This window comes from Variovorax sp. GW823-FHT02B07, from assembly GCF_058797695.1.
Genome location: NZ_JBXAJX010000003.1, coordinates 464,908 through 479,774, shown reverse-complemented (window position 1 = coordinate 479,774; position 14,867 = coordinate 464,908). Strand labels below are relative to the sequence as shown.

15 protein-coding genes are annotated in these 14,867 nt (G+C 69.7%); 4 read left to right on the top strand and 11 right to left on the bottom strand.

What is annotated here, in order from left to right; translation table 11 throughout:
* Positions 1 to 30: 30 nt before the first annotated feature.
* From AC1RGU_RS20055 to AC1RGU_RS20045, 3 genes are read right to left on the bottom strand one after another with little or no spacing between them, the layout of a single operon-like run.
* Positions 31 to 450 (bottom strand): VOC family protein, encoded by a 420-nt coding sequence (locus tag AC1RGU_RS20055; protein ID WP_492697564.1) that lies wholly within the window; start codon positions 448 to 450, stop codon positions 31 to 33.
* A 47-nt stretch (positions 451 to 497) separates the two neighbouring features.
* Complete coding sequence (locus AC1RGU_RS20050) at positions 498 to 1,025, bottom strand: SRPBCC family protein (RefSeq protein WP_447746969.1); 528 nt, start codon at positions 1,023 to 1,025, stop codon at positions 498 to 500.
* A 46-nt stretch (positions 1,026 to 1,071) separates the two neighbouring features.
* On the bottom strand, positions 1,072 to 1,515 hold the full coding sequence (locus AC1RGU_RS20045; RefSeq protein WP_492697562.1) for a VOC family protein: 444 nt from the start codon (positions 1,513 to 1,515) through the stop codon (positions 1,072 to 1,074).
* Positions 1,516 to 1,636: 121 nt separating this feature from the next.
* Here AC1RGU_RS20045 and AC1RGU_RS20040 point away from each other — a divergent pair, with 121 nt between their 5' ends.
* Positions 1,637 to 2,290 carry a TetR/AcrR family transcriptional regulator gene (locus tag AC1RGU_RS20040; RefSeq protein WP_095951005.1) on the top strand — a complete coding sequence of 218 codons (654 nt, stop codon included), beginning with the start codon at positions 1,637 to 1,639 and terminating at the stop codon, positions 2,288 to 2,290.
* A 24-nt stretch (positions 2,291 to 2,314) separates the two neighbouring features.
* Here AC1RGU_RS20040 and AC1RGU_RS20035 read toward each other — a convergent pair whose 3' ends face one another.
* From AC1RGU_RS20035 to AC1RGU_RS20010, 6 genes are read right to left on the bottom strand one after another with little or no spacing between them, the layout of a single operon-like run.
* Positions 2,315 to 2,806 (bottom strand): MarR family winged helix-turn-helix transcriptional regulator, encoded by a 492-nt coding sequence (locus tag AC1RGU_RS20035; protein WP_062479522.1) that lies wholly within the window; start codon positions 2,804 to 2,806, stop codon positions 2,315 to 2,317.
* 36 nt (positions 2,807 to 2,842) lie between these two features.
* Positions 2,843 to 4,582: an acyl-CoA dehydrogenase family protein gene (locus tag AC1RGU_RS20030; RefSeq protein WP_492697560.1), complete on the bottom strand. Its 1,740-nt coding sequence runs from the start codon at positions 4,580 to 4,582 to the stop codon at positions 2,843 to 2,845.
* Between the two features lie 5 nt (positions 4,583 to 4,587).
* Complete coding sequence (locus tag AC1RGU_RS20025; protein WP_062479517.1) at positions 4,588 to 5,580, bottom strand: Bug family tripartite tricarboxylate transporter substrate binding protein; 993 nt, start codon at positions 5,578 to 5,580, stop codon at positions 4,588 to 4,590.
* A gap of 34 nt (positions 5,581 to 5,614) precedes the next feature.
* On the bottom strand, positions 5,615 to 6,379 hold the full coding sequence (locus AC1RGU_RS20020; RefSeq protein WP_062479514.1) for an SDR family NAD(P)-dependent oxidoreductase: 765 nt from the start codon (positions 6,377 to 6,379) through the stop codon (positions 5,615 to 5,617).
* Between the two features lie 20 nt (positions 6,380 to 6,399).
* Positions 6,400 to 8,253 carry a feruloyl-CoA synthase gene (locus AC1RGU_RS20015; protein WP_492697558.1) on the bottom strand — a complete coding sequence of 618 codons (1,854 nt, stop codon included), beginning with the start codon at positions 8,251 to 8,253 and terminating at the stop codon, positions 6,400 to 6,402.
* A complete protein-coding gene (locus AC1RGU_RS20010; RefSeq protein ID WP_062479508.1) occupies positions 8,250 to 9,023 on the bottom strand; it encodes a crotonase/enoyl-CoA hydratase family protein in 774 nt (257 codons plus the stop codon). The genes AC1RGU_RS20015 and AC1RGU_RS20010 overlap by 4 nt, the downstream gene beginning before the upstream one ends.
* Before the next feature lie 104 nt (positions 9,024 to 9,127).
* On the opposite strand from AC1RGU_RS20010, the gene AC1RGU_RS20005 reads away from it, so the two are divergent.
* On the top strand, positions 9,128 to 10,003 hold the full coding sequence (locus tag AC1RGU_RS20005) for an amidohydrolase family protein (protein WP_492697556.1): 876 nt from the start codon (positions 9,128 to 9,130) through the stop codon (positions 10,001 to 10,003).
* 3 nt (positions 10,004 to 10,006) lie between these two features.
* On the opposite strand, the gene AC1RGU_RS20000 is transcribed toward AC1RGU_RS20005, so the two are convergent.
* On the bottom strand, positions 10,007 to 10,903 hold the full coding sequence (locus AC1RGU_RS20000) for a MurR/RpiR family transcriptional regulator (RefSeq protein ID WP_492697555.1): 897 nt from the start codon (positions 10,901 to 10,903) through the stop codon (positions 10,007 to 10,009).
* Positions 10,904 to 11,025: 122 nt separating this feature from the next.
* Here AC1RGU_RS20000 and AC1RGU_RS19995 point away from each other — a divergent pair, with 122 nt between their 5' ends.
* Both AC1RGU_RS19995 and AC1RGU_RS19990 read left to right on the top strand, forming a co-directional pair.
* Positions 11,026 to 12,027 carry a Bug family tripartite tricarboxylate transporter substrate binding protein gene (locus tag AC1RGU_RS19995; RefSeq protein WP_492697553.1) on the top strand — a complete coding sequence of 334 codons (1,002 nt, stop codon included), beginning with the start codon at positions 11,026 to 11,028 and terminating at the stop codon, positions 12,025 to 12,027.
* A gap of 16 nt (positions 12,028 to 12,043) precedes the next feature.
* Positions 12,044 to 12,994: a M14 family metallopeptidase gene (locus tag AC1RGU_RS19990; protein WP_492697552.1), complete on the top strand. Its 951-nt coding sequence runs from the start codon at positions 12,044 to 12,046 to the stop codon at positions 12,992 to 12,994.
* A gap of 9 nt (positions 12,995 to 13,003) precedes the next feature.
* Here the strand turns inward: AC1RGU_RS19990 and kefC are convergent, their stop codons facing one another.
* Positions 13,004 to 14,866, bottom strand: coding sequence for a glutathione-regulated potassium-efflux system protein KefC (gene kefC / locus AC1RGU_RS19985; protein ID WP_492697550.1), 1,863 nt, complete (start codon positions 14,864 to 14,866; stop codon positions 13,004 to 13,006).
* Position 14,867 lies beyond the last annotated feature (1 nt).

Below are 14,867 nucleotides of genomic sequence, written 5' to 3'. Positions count from 1 at the left end.
AGGGAAAAGTAGAGAGAGGCGGCTCCGTGCTCAGACCAGCGCCTTGCCGCCGTTGATGAGCCACGGCGTGCCGAAGCGGTCGGTCACCATGCCGAAGCCTTCGACCCAGAAGGTCTTCTCGAACGGCATGCCGATCGAGCCGCCGTCGGCGAAGGCGTCGAAGATGCGCCGCGCCTCGGACACGGTGTCGAGCGTGAGCGCCACGCCGAAGCCCTTCATGCCTTCGAAGGGCTGGCCCGGCATGGTGTCGGAGGCCATGAGGATGCCGTCGCCGTAGGTGAGCGACGCATGCATGATCCGCTTCTTGGCCTCGGCCGGCATCTGCTCGGTGTCGGGCGCTTCGCCGACGGTCATCATCATCTGCATGGTGCCGCGCAGCGTCTTCTCGTAGAAGCGCATGGCCTCGGCGGCGTTGCCGTCGAACGTGAGGTAAGCGTTGATGGGGGACATGTGAGTTCCTTGAATGAGTGAGGTGAGTCGATGAGGGGAGGAGGCGTCTACTTCTCGGTTGCGCTCTTCAGATTGGCCAGGCCCGCCTCGAAGTCCTTGCCGATCATCTGGTCCATGTCGAAGAAGATGCCCATGAGCTTGGCCATGTAGGGGCTCGGGCCGTACATGGCCCAGGTGACCTGCGTGGCGCCGCCCTGCGGCTGCAGCGTGAACTCGGCCGTGTTGTGGCCTTCGAAGGGCTTCACGAAATCGAGCTTGATCGCGACCTTCGACGCCGGCTGCGACTCGGTGATTTCCATCGTGCCCGCGCCCGCCTTGCTGTTGCCTTCCCAGGCGTAGGTCGCGCCCTTGCCGCTGGCGGCGCCGCCGTAGCTGCGCTTCATGGCCGGGTCGAGCTTCTCGTAGGGCGACCACGCGCCCCAGCGGTGGAAGTCATCGATCAGCGGAAAGATTTTTTCGGCCGGCGCCTCGATGCGCGTGGTGCGCTCGACGCGAAAGCTGTCGGGCCGCGTGGCGCCGTAGATGAGCAGCGCGGCAATCAGCGCGAGGACGGCGAGGACGATGGTCTTGAGCATGATGAAAAAAAGCGTGTGGGAAGAGTGAAGAACGAGCCCCCGCGCATCACGCGGCGGCCGGGTCCGCCACCAGCAGCCAGCCCACGCCGAAGCGGTCGCTGAGCATGCCGAAGCTGGTGGTAAAGAAGGTCGGGATCAGCGGCTGCATCACCTGGCCGCCATCGGCCAGTGCGTCGAACCACTTGCGGGCGTCGGCGTCGCTGTCGGCCGACAGCGACAGCATGATTCCCTTGAACTCGGCCTGGCCGGAGCAGCGTCCGTCGGACAGCATGAGCTCGGTCTGGCCGATGCGCAAGACCGAATGCATCACTTTGTCAGGGCCGGGCATGCCGCCTGCGCAGCCGGCGTCGGGGTCGCCCTCGGGGCCGCCGGTGGCCGGCGCCTCGCTGTAGCGCATCAGCTGCACGACTTCGGCGCCGAGCGCCTTCTTGTAGAAGGCAATCGCTTCGTCGCAACGACCTTCGAAGGACAGGTAAGACTGGACTTTCATGGCGTTTCCTTTCGGTTGGTTCACGGGCACAACGGGTCTGCGCGAAAACAATGGAATTACTTTGTGTACACCGTCCACAAAGAATAGCAGAGATAATGGACAGTGTCCACATGGAGTCGCGATGAAGCTCAACAACGTTCCCGAAAGCCTGCCGCCCGCGCGCAGCACCTACCGCCACGGCGACCTGCGCCGTGCGCTGCTGGATGCGGGCATCGAACTGGCGCGGGACGGGGGCCCCAGTGCCGTGGTGCTGCGCGAGGCCACGCGCCGCGTGGGCGTGGTGCCGAACGCGGCGTATCGCCACTTCGCCAGCCGGCACGACCTGCTGCTGGCGGTGCGTGCCGCGGCGCTGTCGGAGGCGGCCAAGGCGATGGAGGGCGAACTCGCCGTGCTGCCCTGCGACCAGCCGCCCGCCGACTTCGCGCGCGCGCAGGTGCGCGCCATCGGCACCGCTTATTTGCGCTTTGCGCAGGCGCAGCCGGGGCTGTTCCGCACGGCCTTCGTGGTGTCGGAAGACGCGCAGGGCGACGTCGGTCCCGACGGCGCGGGCGCCAGCGGCATGAACCCGTTCGAGTTGCTGGGCGCGGCCGTCGACCGGCTCGTGGACGCGGGCCTGCTCGACCCGGCGCGGCGCCCGGGCGCCGAATACCTCGCGTGGTCGGCGGTGCACGGGCTGGCGTTGCTCATCATCGACGGCCCGCTGCGCGGGGTCGACGCGGCGGCCACGCATGCGCTGGGGCAGCGCCTGATCGACATGGTGGAACGCGGCCTGTAGCCGCAGCGTCGCCGCGCTCCGGTCTCAGAGATAGATCTTCTGCAGCAGCTTGATGAGCGTCTCGCGCTCGCGCGTGCTCAGGCGGCTGCTGGCTTCGGTTTCCAGTTGCACCACGGCCTGCTCGGCCTCGCGGATCAGCGTCTCGCCGGCGGGCGTGAGGTGCAGGCCGACCGCGCGACCGTCGTGCGGGTGCGGGCGGCGTTCGATGAGGCCGCGGCCGTCCAGCGTGGCCACCAGGCTCACGAGGTTGGGCGGCAGGATGTCCAGCGTGTTGCACAGCTGCCGCGAGGTGGCGCCCGGGTTGTGCGCCAGCAAGGAGAGCACCGAGAAGTCGATCTGCTTGAGGCCGTAGGGCGCCATGCGGTCGGCGAACACGGTGCTCACGATCAGCCAGGCGCGCCGGGCGTTGTAGCCGACCAGCCCTTCGAGCACGCGGGCGTCGAGCCGGTCCGTGCGGGGCGACGGCGCAGCGGCGGATTCGGTTTTGGCGGACGGTGTTTTCGCGGGAGGAGGCATGCGGCGAGCGTAACCGCGCGTTGCTTTCTCGAACAACTAGCGTGACGCCTCTTGTGCGGAATGCGCCAGTGCGACACCCTCACAAGCCCGCTTGACGATGCCCAGGCGCATCTCGAACTCGGGCAGCACCCAGCGCCGGAAGGCCGCCGCGGCGCGCAGGCGATCCGCATCGTCGGGCGCGGCCACCTCGATGCGGGCCCAGGCCCACGCCATCAGCGTGAGGGCGGTCACGCGCAGGAAGTCATCCGCCACCTCGTAAGGCAGCACGGGGTTGGCGTGCGCCGCCATCGCCACCGTGGTGCCCAGGTAACGCAGCTGCGCCAGCCGGCGCTGCACGTCGGCATCGGCCTCGCGCGAGGCGTCGAGCGTGTCGCGCAGCTCGAGCAGCACGGCCGACAGCGCCGCGCCGCCGTCGGGCAGCACCTTGCGCACCAGCAGGTCGATGGCCTGGATCTCGTTGGTGCCCTCGTAGATCATGGTCACGCGCGCGTCGCGCACCACCTGCTCGACGCCCCATTCGCGCATGTAGCCGTGGCCGCCGAACACCTGCAGGCAGTCGCTCGCACCATGGAAAGCCTGCTGCGTGCAGGCAGCCTTGAGCATCGGCGTGACCAGCGAGCACCAGCGCTGCGCGCGCTCGCGCGCCTTGGCGTCGCTGTCGTGCGTGGCGATGTCGAGCATCAGCGCGCTGCGGTAGGCCAGTGCGCGCGAGCCCTCGATCCAGGCGCGCTGCGTGTCGAGGATGCGGCGCACGGCCGGGTGCTCGGCGATCAGGTCGGCCGCTTCGGTGCCGCGGCTGGCGGGCGCGGCGCCGGGCGCGCGCATCTGGCGGCGCTCGGCGGCGTAGGCGTCGGCCTTCTGCCAGGCGGCGTCGAGCAGGCCGATGCCCTGCAGCGCGACGTGCAGGCGCGCCGCATTCATCATCACGAACATCGCGGCCAGCCCGCGACCGGGCTCGCCGACCAGCCAGCCGGTGGCGTCGTCGAAGCGCATCGTGCAGGTCGGGCTGCCGTGCAGGCCCATCTTTTCTTCGATGCGCTCGCAGTGCACCGCGTTGCGTGCGCCGTCGGGCAACACCTTGGGCACGAGCGCCAGCGACAGGCCCTTGGGCCCGGCCGGTGCATCGGGCAGGCGGCACAGCACGAGGTGCACGATGTTCGGCGTGAGGTCGTGCTCGCCGCCTGAAATGAAGATCTTGCCGCCGTTCACGCGCACGCTGCCGTCGGCCTGCGCCGTGGCGCGCGTGCGCACCTGGCCGAGGTCGCTGCCGGCATGCGCTTCGGTGAGGCACATGGTCGCGAGCCATTCGCCGGTCGCGATCTTCTGCAGATAACGCGCCTTCAGTTCGTCGCTGCCGTGGTGCTTGAGGCAGGCGTACGCGCCGTGCAGCAGCCCCGGCGCCATCGTGAAGCCGTGGTTCGCGGCGCTGAGCCATTCGTAGAGGATGGCCTCGAGCACCGCGGGCAGGCCCTGCCCGCCGTCTTCAGCGGCGGCGGAGAGCGCCGGCCAGCCGCCGTCCACGAAGGCCTGGTAGGCCGCGCGAAAGCCCGGGGGCGTGACGACCTCGCCGCCGTCGAAGCGGCAACCGATCTCGTCGCCCTCGCGGTTCAGCGGCGCGATCACCTCGCCGACGAAGCGTGCGGCTTCCTCGAGCACCTGCGACTGCAGCGGCTCGTCGACCTCCGCGAAGGGCGCGAGGGCGCGCAGGCGCGTGGGCGCATCGAGCACCGCGTTCAACAGGAAGCGGACGTCTTCGGGGCGAGGCTGGTAGTGCATGGGGCTCAGGACTCGGCGGTGAAACCGATCTTCTTGACCAGCGGGCCCCAGCGTTCGTACTCGGACTGCAGCGACTTTTTCATCTCCTCGGGCGAGGAGCCGTGCGCGATGAGGCCCACCGACAGCAGGCCGTCGGCCACGGCCTTGTCCTTCAGCGCGGCCTGGATCGCGGTGCTCGCGACGGCGATGGTCGCGGCCGGCGTCTTCGCCGGTGCGAAGAAGCCGAACCACTCGTCGGCCACGATCTCGGGGAAGCCCTGCTCGGTGAAGGTCGGCACGTCGGGCAGGTAGGCCGGGCGCTGCGCACCCGAGGTGGCGAGCACGCGCAGCTTGCCGGCCTTGGCGAAGGGCAGGCAGTCGCCGGCGGGCGTCAGGCACGAGGCGATCTGGCCGCCCACCACGTCGTTGATGCCGGGCAGCGAGCCGCGGTAGGGCACGTGGCGCAGGTCGGTGCCGGTGCTCAGGCCCAGCAGCGCGCCCAGGAAGTGCGGCGTGGAGCCCGCGCCCGGCGAGCCGTAGCTGGCCTGGCCGGGGTTGGCCTTGGCCCAGGCGATGTAGTCCTTCAGCGTCTTCACGCTGGCCGGCACCATCGGGCCGACGGCCAGGCCGTGCGTCATCACGGCGCCGATGGAGATGGGCGCGAAGTCGGGGATGGCGTAGCTGAGCTTGGTGTAGATGTGCGGGTAGATCGACAGCGCCGAGGCCTGCGCGAGGCACAGCACCGAACCGTCGGCCGGCGAGGTCTTGAGCGTGTCGAGCGCGATGCGCCCGCCCGCGCCGGGCTTGTTCTCGACCACCGGGTTGGTGGCGGTGAAGGGCGTGTTGCCCAGCTTGTCCGCCACGCGGCGGGCCACGCTGTCGCCCGCGCTGCCGGCCGGAAAGCCGTAGTAGATCTTCACCTGCTGCTGCACCGCCTGGGCGAGTGCGGCAAGGGGATGCAATGCGGCGAGCGCGGCGGTGCCGCCGAGCGCCGCCGTGAATTGGCGTCGGGTGGTCATGGTCTTGTCTCCTGGTTGTCTGCGGGGGCGGGAATCAGCGCGGCGCCATTCGGAGGGCGCCGTCGAGGCGAATCACTTCGCCATTGAGGTGGCCGTTGGTGACGATGTGGCAGGCCAGCTCGGCGAACTCCGACGGCTTGCCCAGGCGCGGCGGGAACGGGATCGATGCAGCCAGCGAGTGCTGCACCGGCTCGGGCAGCTCCAGCAGCAGCGGCGTGGCGAAGAGGCCGGGCGCCACGGTGCACACGCGGATGGCGTGCTGCGCGAGGTCGCGCGCCATCGGCAGGGTCATGCCGACGAGGCCGCCCTTCGATGCGCTGTAGGCCTGCTGGCCCACCTGGCCGTCGAAGGCCGCGACCGAGGCGGTGAAGAGCATCACGCCCTTCTCGCCGTTGTCGAGTGCGTCGAGCTTCGCGCAGCGCGCTGCGAAGAGGCGCGCCATGTTGTAGCCGCCGATCAGGTTGATGTTGACCACGCGCACGAAGTCTTCGAGCGGCGCGGGGTTGCCGTCCTTGCCGACGATGCGCTTGGCACTGCCGATGCCGGCGACGTTCATCAAGATGCGTGCGGGACCGTGTGCGGCCTGCGCCTTGTCGAGCGCGGCGTTCACGCTGTCGGTGTCGGTGATGTCGCAGACGCAGGCGACGCCGCCGATTTCGGCGGCCACCTTTTCGGCCAGGGCTGCGTTGCGGTCGAGCACCGCGACCTTGGCGCCCAGGCGCGCGAGTTCGCGCGCGGTGGCCTCGCCGAGGCCCGAGGCGCCGCCGGTGACGAGTGCGGCTTGTCCTTCGATCTTCATGGGTTGTCTCCTGAATGGGGTTAGCGGGGCTTGAGCGTGAAAGGCAGCGTGTCGGCGTGCAGCGCGTCGGCCAGCGCGGCGCGGTGCTTGAGCACGGCGCGCTGGTTGATCGAGCCCTTGTCGGTCACTTCGCCCTTGTCGATCGACGGCGGCTCGGCCATCAGGTGCAGCCGTGCGATGCGGTTGGCGCTGCCGGTGGCGCCGGCCGCGAGCGTGTCCACCACCTGCTGGAAGTGCGCCTGCACGGGCGCGCTTTCGAGCACCTGCTGCAGCGGGGCGTCGGCAGGCAGGTCGGCGAGCTGGCGCACCTTCTGCGTAGTGAAGATCAGCGCGCCGACTTCCTTCAGGTTGATGCCTGTGAGCACCGCGTCCTGCACGTAGGGCGAGCCGGCCGCGATGATCTTCGCGCGCAGCGGGCCCACGCTCACGAAGGTGCCGGTGGCGAGCTTGAAGTCTTCGGCGATGCGGCCGTCGAAGCGCAGGCCGCGGTGGATGTCGTGCTCGTCGATCCACTTCACCGCGTCGCCGGTGGAGAAGAAGCCTTCGTCGTCGAAGGCCTCGGCGGTGGCCTCGGGCGCGCGCCAGTAGCCGGGCGTGATGTTGGGGCCGCGGTAGCGCACCTCGGTCTTGCCGTCGACCTCGATCAGCTTGAGCTCGATGCCGGCGGCCGGCAGGCCCACGTCGCCCGACTTCACGTCGGGGCCGGTCACGTACAGCGCGAAGGGACCCGACTCGGTCATGCCCAGGCCGGTGCCCATCACGATGCGCTCGCCGACTTCCGACTCCTGCGTGCGGTGCAGGCTGTCCCACACGGGCTGCGCAAGCGCCGCGCCCGAGTAGAAGAACATCTTCACGCGCGACAGCAGGTTGCGGCGCAGCACGGCGTCGGTTTCCATCGCGTTGGCAATCGCCTCGAAGCCGGTGGGCACGTTGAAGTAGATGGTGGGCGCGATCTCGCGCAGGTTGCGCAGCGTCTCGGCCATGCCGGCGGGCGTGGGCTTGCCGTCGTCGATGAACAGCGTGCCGCCGTTGTCCAGCACGATGCCCACGTTGTGGTTGCCGCCGAAGGTGTGGTTCCAGGGCAGCCAGTCGACCAGCACGGGCGGCTCGTCGCCCAGCGCGGGAATCGACTGGCGCAGCTGCTGCTGGTTGGCGCACCACATGCGGTGCGTGTTGATCACCGCCTTGGGCATCTTGGTCGAGCCCGAGGTGAAGAGGAACTTGGTGATGGTGTCGGGGCCGGTGGCCTGCATCGCCGCGTCGATGGCGGGCGTCGCCGGCGTGGCGGCGAGCACGTCGAAGCGCGTGGTGGCGCGGCCTTCGAGCGTGCCTTCGGCGAGCACGACCTCGGTGCCGGCCGGCACGGTGGCCGCGATGGCCTTGGCGAAGCGCGCGGCGTCGGCCGCGAACACCAGGCCGGGCGTGAGCGTGTCGATGACGTGGCGCAGCTTGTCGTAGTCCTGGCTCACGATCGCATAGGGCGGCGACACCGGGCAGTAGGGCACGCCGGCGTAGAGACAGCCCAGCGCGAGCAGCGCGTGCTCGATGCCGTTCTCGCTGAGGATCACGACCGGGCGCTCGGCATTCAGGCCGCGATCGAGCAAGGCTTGTCCGATACCGCGCGCTTCTTCCAGCGCCTGCGCATAGCTCACGCGCAGCCAGTCGCCGGTGCGGCCGTCGGGCAGGCGCTCGCGGCGTGCGATGAAGGTGCGATCGGGAGCGACCTGCGCCCAGTGCGCGAGCCGGTCGGTCATGCGTTCGCGGTAGGCCTGCAGCGGCGTCTCGGCCGTGAGGTAGCGCGTGCCCGGCGCGCCGTCGCGCAGCACCGCGCGCGTCACGCCGAAGGCCAGCGGGCGGTAGCGGACGGCGGTCATCCCTTGCTCACCTTGGCGCCGCGGCCTTCGAGGAAGTCGCGCACGCGTGCCTTGGCTTCGGGCGCGGCCTGGACGATGCCCGACATCAGCGCCTCGGTGAAGAAGCCGTGGTCGGCCGATTGCTCGGAGATGCGCGGCAGGGCGTGCATCAGCGCGTAGTTGGTGAGCGGCGCGTTGGTGGCGATGCGCTTGGCAAGCTCCAGGGCCTTGTCGAAGGCGGTGCCTTCGTCGACCAGGTACTGCGCGAAGTTGGCGCGCTCGCCGTCTTCGGCGTTGTAGACGCGACCGGTCATCATCATGTCGGTCATGCGGGCCACGCCGATCAGCTTGGGGATGCGCACCGAGCCGCCGCCGCCCACGAAGATGCCGCGCGAGCCTTCGGGCAGTGCGTAGAAGGTGGAGCGGTCGGCCACACGGATGTGGCAGGCGCTGGCCAGCTCGAGCCCGCCGCCGACCACCGCGCCGTGCAGCGCCGCCACCACCGGCACCGGGCCGTGCTGGATCAGGTCGAGCGCGCTGTGCCACAGGCGCGAGTGCTGCATGCCCTGGCCGGCGTCGCGCTCCTTGAGCTCGCTCAGGTCCAGGCCGGCGCAGAAATGCGGGCCCTCGCCGTCGAGCACGGCCGCGCGCACGGTGGCGGGCAGCGTCTCGAAGGTGTCGCGCAGCGCGAGGATCAGGCCGTCGGACAGCGCGTTGCGCTTGGCGCCGCGCGTGAGACGAACGATGGCGACGTCGTCGCGGATGTCGAGGTGAAGGTCTGGATTGGTCATGATGGTGTGCGGGGTTGCGTTGGATTATGGTTATGAGGAATAATCAATTCAAGGCATTGGAGCCTCTCGAAACCTAGGGACTTACCCGAACCGGAGACAACGACATGGACCCACGGAACCTGATCGCGATCGACATCCACACCCACGCTGAAGTGAGCTGCTGGAACCCTTTCGACAACTACGGCGAGGAATACGACCGCGCGGCCGACAAGTTCTTCGGCTCGAACCGCCGCCCCACCATCGCCGAGAGCGTGGCGTACTACCGTGAAAGGAAGATCGGGCTGGTGATGTTCATGGTCGACGCCGAGTCGAACATGGGCCGCCGCCGCATACCGAACGAGGAGATCGCCGAGGCCGCGCAGCAGAACAGCGACATCATGATTGCCTTCGGCAGCGTCGATCCGCACAAGGGAAAGATGGGCGCGCGCGAGGCGCGCCGGCTCATCGAGGAGCGCGGCGTGAAGGGCTTCAAGTTCCACCCGACCGTGCAGGGCTACCACCCCTACGACCGCATGGCCTGGCCGATCTACGAGGTGATCGCCGAGTACAAGCTGCCGGCCATCTTCCACACCGGCCACAGCGGCATCGGCTCGGGCATGCGCTGCGGCGGCGGCCTGCGGCTGGAGTACAGCAACCCGATGCACCTGGACGACGTGGCCATCGACTTCCCCGACATGCAGATCGTCATGGCCCATCCCAGCTTCCCCTGGCAGGACGAGGCGCTCAGCGTGGCCACGCACAAGCCCAACGTGTGGATCGACCTGTCGGGCTGGAGCCCCAAGTACTTTCCGAAGCAGCTGGTGCAGTACGCCAACACGCTGCTGAAAGACCGCGTGCTGTTCGGCAGCGACTACCCGCTGATCACGCCCGACCGCTGGATGAAGGACTTCGAGGCCGCCGGCTTCAAGCCCGAGGTGATGCCCGGCATCCTCAAGGACAACGCGGTGCGCCTGCTGGGGCTCGGAACCCCGGCGGCCTGAGGCTCAGGCGGCGCGCGGCGCCGCCTCGTTCCAGTGCGGCTCCCACAGCGCCGCGCCGCGTTCGAACACGGCGGCCAGCGCCTTCTTGCGGCGCTGCGCCACCGCGGTGATCAAGGCATTGCAGACCGACAGCGCCGCCGTGTACGAATCGAAGGGCGAGGCGCTGGAGGTGCGCACCAGCAGCAGGTGATCGGCCGAGGCCGCCGCGGGCGCGGTGGGGCTGTCGGTGACCATGACGACCTTCGCGCCCTGCTCGCGGAAGTACGCTGCCGTGCGCGCGATTGCGAGCGAGTGGCGGCGGAAGGTGAGCGTGAGCAAGAGGTCGTTGTCGTCGATGCGCAGCAGCTGGTCTTCGAGCGGCAGCGCGCCCGCGCCGCCCAGCAGCCGCACATCGGGCAGGCACAGGTTCAGGTTCAGCGCGAGGTGGCTGGCCAGCGGCAGGCCGTTGCGCTGGCCGAGCACGTGCACGCGCACCTTGCGCTGCGTGAGCAGCTTCACCGCCGCCTCGAACGCGCCCACGTCGAGCGCCGCGAAGGTGGCGGCCAGGTTGTGCTGGTCGTGCAGCAGCGCGTTGTCCAGGCAGCTGCGCACGGAGGTGTCGTCGCCGATGACCGCGTCGGCGCGCGTGGCGGGCGAGGCCAGCAGGGCGGTGACTTCGGCGCGCGCCTCCATCTGCGCCTGGGCGTAGCTCTCGTAGCCCAGCTTGGCGAGCAGCCGCACCACGGTCGAGGCGCTGGTGCCCACCTTTCTTGCAAGGCTCGTTGCAGATTCGAGCAGCCCCTGCGGGTGGTGCGCCTGCAATTCCTCGATGAGGCGTCGCTCGCTTTTCGTGAGCTTCTTGCCATAGCCCGAGATGCGCTGGTTCAGGCTGGGGGCGGCGGGGGTGTCTGCGTGCGGCATCGGAGAAACCTCATGTTTGCAACGAGTATTGCAAAAATTAGGTCTCCTTGCAAAAATGAATGCACGATTTCGGCCGGACCTGTCCGCCCGATTGCCCGCTTCTTCTGCAGAAAGACCTTGCCATGCGTTCCACCACCCCCGCCGTGCCCGCCCTGCGCCGGCGCGAGATCCTCGGCGCCGGCCTGACGGCGGCGCTGCTGCCCCTGTCCGCGCGCGCCCAGGCCTTTCCGGCCCGCCCGGTCACGCTGGTGGTGCCGTTTCCGGCTGGCGGCTCGGTCGACCTGATCGCGCGGCTGTACGCCGAGCCGCTGTCGAAGGCGCTGGGCACGCCGGTGGTCATCGACAACCGCGCCGGCGCCGGCGGTTCCATCGCCAGCGCACAGGTGGCGCGCGCCAAGCCCGACGGATACACGCTCGTGGTGTCGTCGCAGAGCTCGCACCTGGCCAACCCGCTGACGCAGGCCAACCCGGGCTACGACCCGATCAAGGATTTCCTGTCGATCAGCCAGCTCGCGCGCTCCATCAACGTGCTGCTGGTGAACCCGGCCGTGCCCGCCAAGACCTTCAAGGAGTTCGTGGCGCTGGTGAAGTCGCGCCCGGGCGAGCTCAACTTCTGCAGCGCCGGGCCGGGCAGCATGGGCCAGCTCAACGTGGAGCTGATGAAGTCGCAGCTGCAGCTCAACGCCACGCACGTGCCCTACCGCGGCGGCGGCCCGCTGGTGACCGCGCTGATCTCGAACGAAGTCCAGTTCGGCCTGGACAACCTCGCGCCCTTCCTGCCGCACATCCAGGCCGGCAAGCTGCGTGCGCTGGCCGTGGCCTCGCCCACGCGCGTCGCGGCGCTGCCCGACGTGCCGACCTTCACCGAACTGGGCTATCCGGTGCTGAACACCACCTCGTGGATCGGCCTGGCCGCGCCCGCGAAGACGCCGCCCGAGGTCATCGCCGCGCTGCACAAGGCGGTGCGCACCGTGGCCGACCAGCCGACGATGGTCGACGCGCTGCTGGCGCGCGGCTCGCTCGCGCCCGAGGCGCAGTCGCCCGCGCAGTTCACGGCCATGATGTCGGAGCGGCTCGCGCTGTACGGCGAGATGGTCAAGCGCGCCGGCATCCGCGGCGAGTGAGCGGGCGGCTGCTTCCATGACGCAGACACTGCCGACCTTCGCTCCCGACACCGCACCGCTGGAGGTGCTGCCGCGCGACCTCTCGGCCTACCGCCAGGGCAACACCGGCATCGACTACGTGCACCGCTTCGCGTCGGGCAAGCCGGGTCCGCACGTGCTCGTCAACGCGCTCACGCACGGCAACGAGATCTGCGGCATGGTCGCGGCCACGCACCTGCTCGACACCGGCGTGCGCCCGAAGATCGGCACGCTCACCGTGAGCTTTGCGAACGTCGAGGCCTACGAGGCCTTCGACATCGGCCGGCCCTACGAGAACCGCCAGCTGGTGCACAACCTGAACCGCATCTGGTCGCCCGAGCTGCTCGACGGCACCGGGGACAGCCCCGAGCTGCGCCGCGCGCGCGAGCTGCGGCCGGTGCTCGACGCGGCCGACTACGTGCTGGACATCCATTCCACGCGCGCGCCCGTGCAGCCCTTCTGGGTCTACCCGGAGTTCGAACGCAATGCAGGGTTGGCGCAGGCCGTCGGCGGCCCGGCGGTGCACCTCGTGATGCCCGTGGGCGCCGCGCCCGGCACGGGCGTCACGGCCTACGGCCGGCACGGCGAGCCGGGCATCGACGGCGGCGCGGTGGTGGTCGAGTGCGGCCAGCATTTCGCGCAGTCGGCGGCCGACCTGGCCACCGACGTGTCGCTGCGCTTCCTGGCGCACCTCGGGCTCGTCGACCCGGTGCCGCGCGTGCCGGTGGCCGCGCGCCGCTTCCGGCTGCTCGAGGTCCACATGGTCACGTCGAACGACTTCGCCTTCGTGCGCCCGGTGCTCGGTTTCGAGACCTTCGACCAGGGTGAGCTGATCGCGGTGCAGGCCGGGCGGGAGATCCGCTCGCCCTGCGACGGCTGCACGATCTTCATGCCGACGCGCGCGCCGGTGATCGGCCGCGAGGGCGTGTACCTGACCGTGCCCGTCTGACCTGGGGCCTCAGGGCGCCTTTGCGTCGCCCGCTGGTTCGTCTTCGCCGAGCCGGTCCCAGTCCTGGCCCGAGCGCAGCTTGCGCTCCTCGCGCTCGCGCGCCATCTGTTCCTCGAACTGCTGGCGGCCCGCCTTGTTGGCGGCGATCAGCTTGGCGCGGTCCTTGTAATGCGGGTAGATCTCGTCGCTGAGCTTGAGGTTTCGCTGGCGGAAACGCATCGACGCCTCGCGCGCCTCGGCCGCCGGCCAGCCCAGCGCCTCCAGCGCCGAGCGCGCGCTGCGCAGCGACGACTCGAACACCTCGCGCTCGATGTCCTGCACGCCGCGGTCGCGCAACTGGAACAGGTGCGTCACGTTGCGCGCACGCGCAATGATGCGCGCCTGCGGGAAGTTCTCGCGCACCAGGTCGACGATGTCCAGCGACTGCTCGATGTCGTCCACCGCCACCACGATGGCACGCGCCGTGCCGGCGCCCGCGGTGCGCAGCAGGTCCAGCCGCGTGGCGTCGCCGTAGAACACCCGGAAGCCGAACTGGCGCAGGCCTTCGACGGTGTCGGCGTCGTGGTCGAGCACCGTCACGCGCAGGCCCTGCGACATCAGCAGGCGCCCGACGATCTGGCCGTAGCGCCCGAAGCCGCAGATCAGCACCTTGGCGTCCTGCTGCTCCGAAATCTCTTCGAGCTGCGGCCCGCCCGCGTGGCTGTAGCGCGGCAGCACGAACTTGTCGAGCAGCACCAGCAGCAGCGGCGACAGCAGCATCGACAGCGCCACCGCGCCGATCAGCAGCGAGGTGGTCTGCGGCGGCAGCACGTCGGGCCCGGCGGCCTGGAACACCACGAAGGCGAACTCGCCGCCCTGCGCCAGCAGCAGCGTGAACACCGGCCGCTCCTGGTAGGCCAGGCCCATGGCCTTGGCCAGCGCGTAGATCACCACCAGCTTGATGACCAGGAAGCTCACCACCAGCAAGGCCATGACCCCCGGGTTGGCCAGCAGCACGCCGAAGTTGATCGACATGCCCACCGCGATGAAGAACAGCCCCAGCAGCAGGCCCTTGAAGGGCTCGATGTCGGTCTCGAGCTCGCGCCGGTACTCGCTCTCGGCCAGCAGCACGCCGGCAAGGAAGGCGCCCAGCGCCATCGACAGGCCGACGAACTGCATCAGCGCCGCGATGGCCACCACCAGCAGCAGCGCGGCGGCGGTGAAGATCTCGGGCGTGTCGCTGCGCGCGATCCAGCGCAGGATCGGGCGCAGCAGCAGCCGGCCGCCGAGGATGATGCCGGCGATCACGCCGACGATCTTCAGCGCCTCGAGTGCGCGGTCCAGGCCGCTGATGGACTGTTCGGCCGCAGTCGCACCGGCCAGGAGCGGCAGCAGCGCGAGGATCGGGATCGCGGCCACGTCCTGGAACAGCAGGATCGAGAAACCGGCCTGGCCGCTGGGCGTCTTCAGCAGGTTGCGTTCGCCGAACACCTGCAGCGCGATGGCGGTGGACGACAGCGCCAGCCCGAGCGCCGCCACCAGCGCCACCCGCCACGGCGCGCCCACGGCCCAGCCGATGGCGAACAGCACCGCCGCGCAGCTGAGCACCTGCGCCGACCCCCAGCCGAAGATCGGGCGGCGCAGGCTCCACAGGCGCTTGGGCTCGAGTTCGAGGCCCACGAGGAACAGCATCAGCACCACGCCGAACTCGGCGAAATGCAGCACGTCCTCGACGCTGGACACGAGGCCCAGGCCCCAGGGGCCGATGGCGATGCCGGCCACGAGGTAGCCGATGATCGAACCCAGGCCCAGGGCCTTGGACAGCGGCACCACCAGCACGGCGGCGCTCAGGTAGATCAGGCTGCTGGTCAGCCAGGCGGGTGCGTGTTCCATG

Coding starts and splice junctions, on each gene's coding strand:
- AC1RGU_RS20010 (WP_062479508.1), bottom strand. CDS start 9,023: ATGACCAATCCAGACCTTCACCTCGACATCCGCGACGACGTCGCCATC.
- AC1RGU_RS20040 (WP_095951005.1), top strand. CDS start 1,637: ATGAAGCTCAACAACGTTCCCGAAAGCCTGCCGCCCGCGCGCAGCACC.
- AC1RGU_RS20030 (WP_492697560.1), bottom strand. CDS start 4,582: ATGCACTACCAGCCTCGCCCCGAAGACGTCCGCTTCCTGTTGAACGCG.
- AC1RGU_RS20015 (WP_492697558.1), bottom strand. CDS start 8,253: ATGACCGCCGTCCGCTACCGCCCGCTGGCCTTCGGCGTGACGCGCGCG.
- AC1RGU_RS19995 (WP_492697553.1), top strand. CDS start 11,026: ATGCGTTCCACCACCCCCGCCGTGCCCGCCCTGCGCCGGCGCGAGATC.
- AC1RGU_RS20000 (WP_492697555.1), bottom strand. CDS start 10,903: ATGCCGCACGCAGACACCCCCGCCGCCCCCAGCCTGAACCAGCGCATC.
- AC1RGU_RS20045 (WP_492697562.1), bottom strand. CDS start 1,515: ATGAAAGTCCAGTCTTACCTGTCCTTCGAAGGTCGTTGCGACGAAGCG.
- AC1RGU_RS20025 (WP_062479517.1), bottom strand. CDS start 5,580: ATGACCACCCGACGCCAATTCACGGCGGCGCTCGGCGGCACCGCCGCG.
- AC1RGU_RS20055 (WP_492697564.1), bottom strand. CDS start 450: ATGTCCCCCATCAACGCTTACCTCACGTTCGACGGCAACGCCGCCGAG.
- AC1RGU_RS20020 (WP_062479514.1), bottom strand. CDS start 6,379: ATGAAGATCGAAGGACAAGCCGCACTCGTCACCGGCGGCGCCTCGGGC.
- kefC (WP_492697550.1), bottom strand. CDS start 14,866: ATGGAACACGCACCCGCCTGGCTGACCAGCAGCCTGATCTACCTGAGC.
- AC1RGU_RS19990 (WP_492697552.1), top strand. CDS start 12,044: ATGACGCAGACACTGCCGACCTTCGCTCCCGACACCGCACCGCTGGAG.
- AC1RGU_RS20050 (WP_447746969.1), bottom strand. CDS start 1,025: ATGCTCAAGACCATCGTCCTCGCCGTCCTCGCGCTGATTGCCGCGCTG.
- AC1RGU_RS20035 (WP_062479522.1), bottom strand. CDS start 2,806: ATGCCTCCTCCCGCGAAAACACCGTCCGCCAAAACCGAATCCGCCGCT.
- AC1RGU_RS20005 (WP_492697556.1), top strand. CDS start 9,128: ATGGACCCACGGAACCTGATCGCGATCGACATCCACACCCACGCTGAA.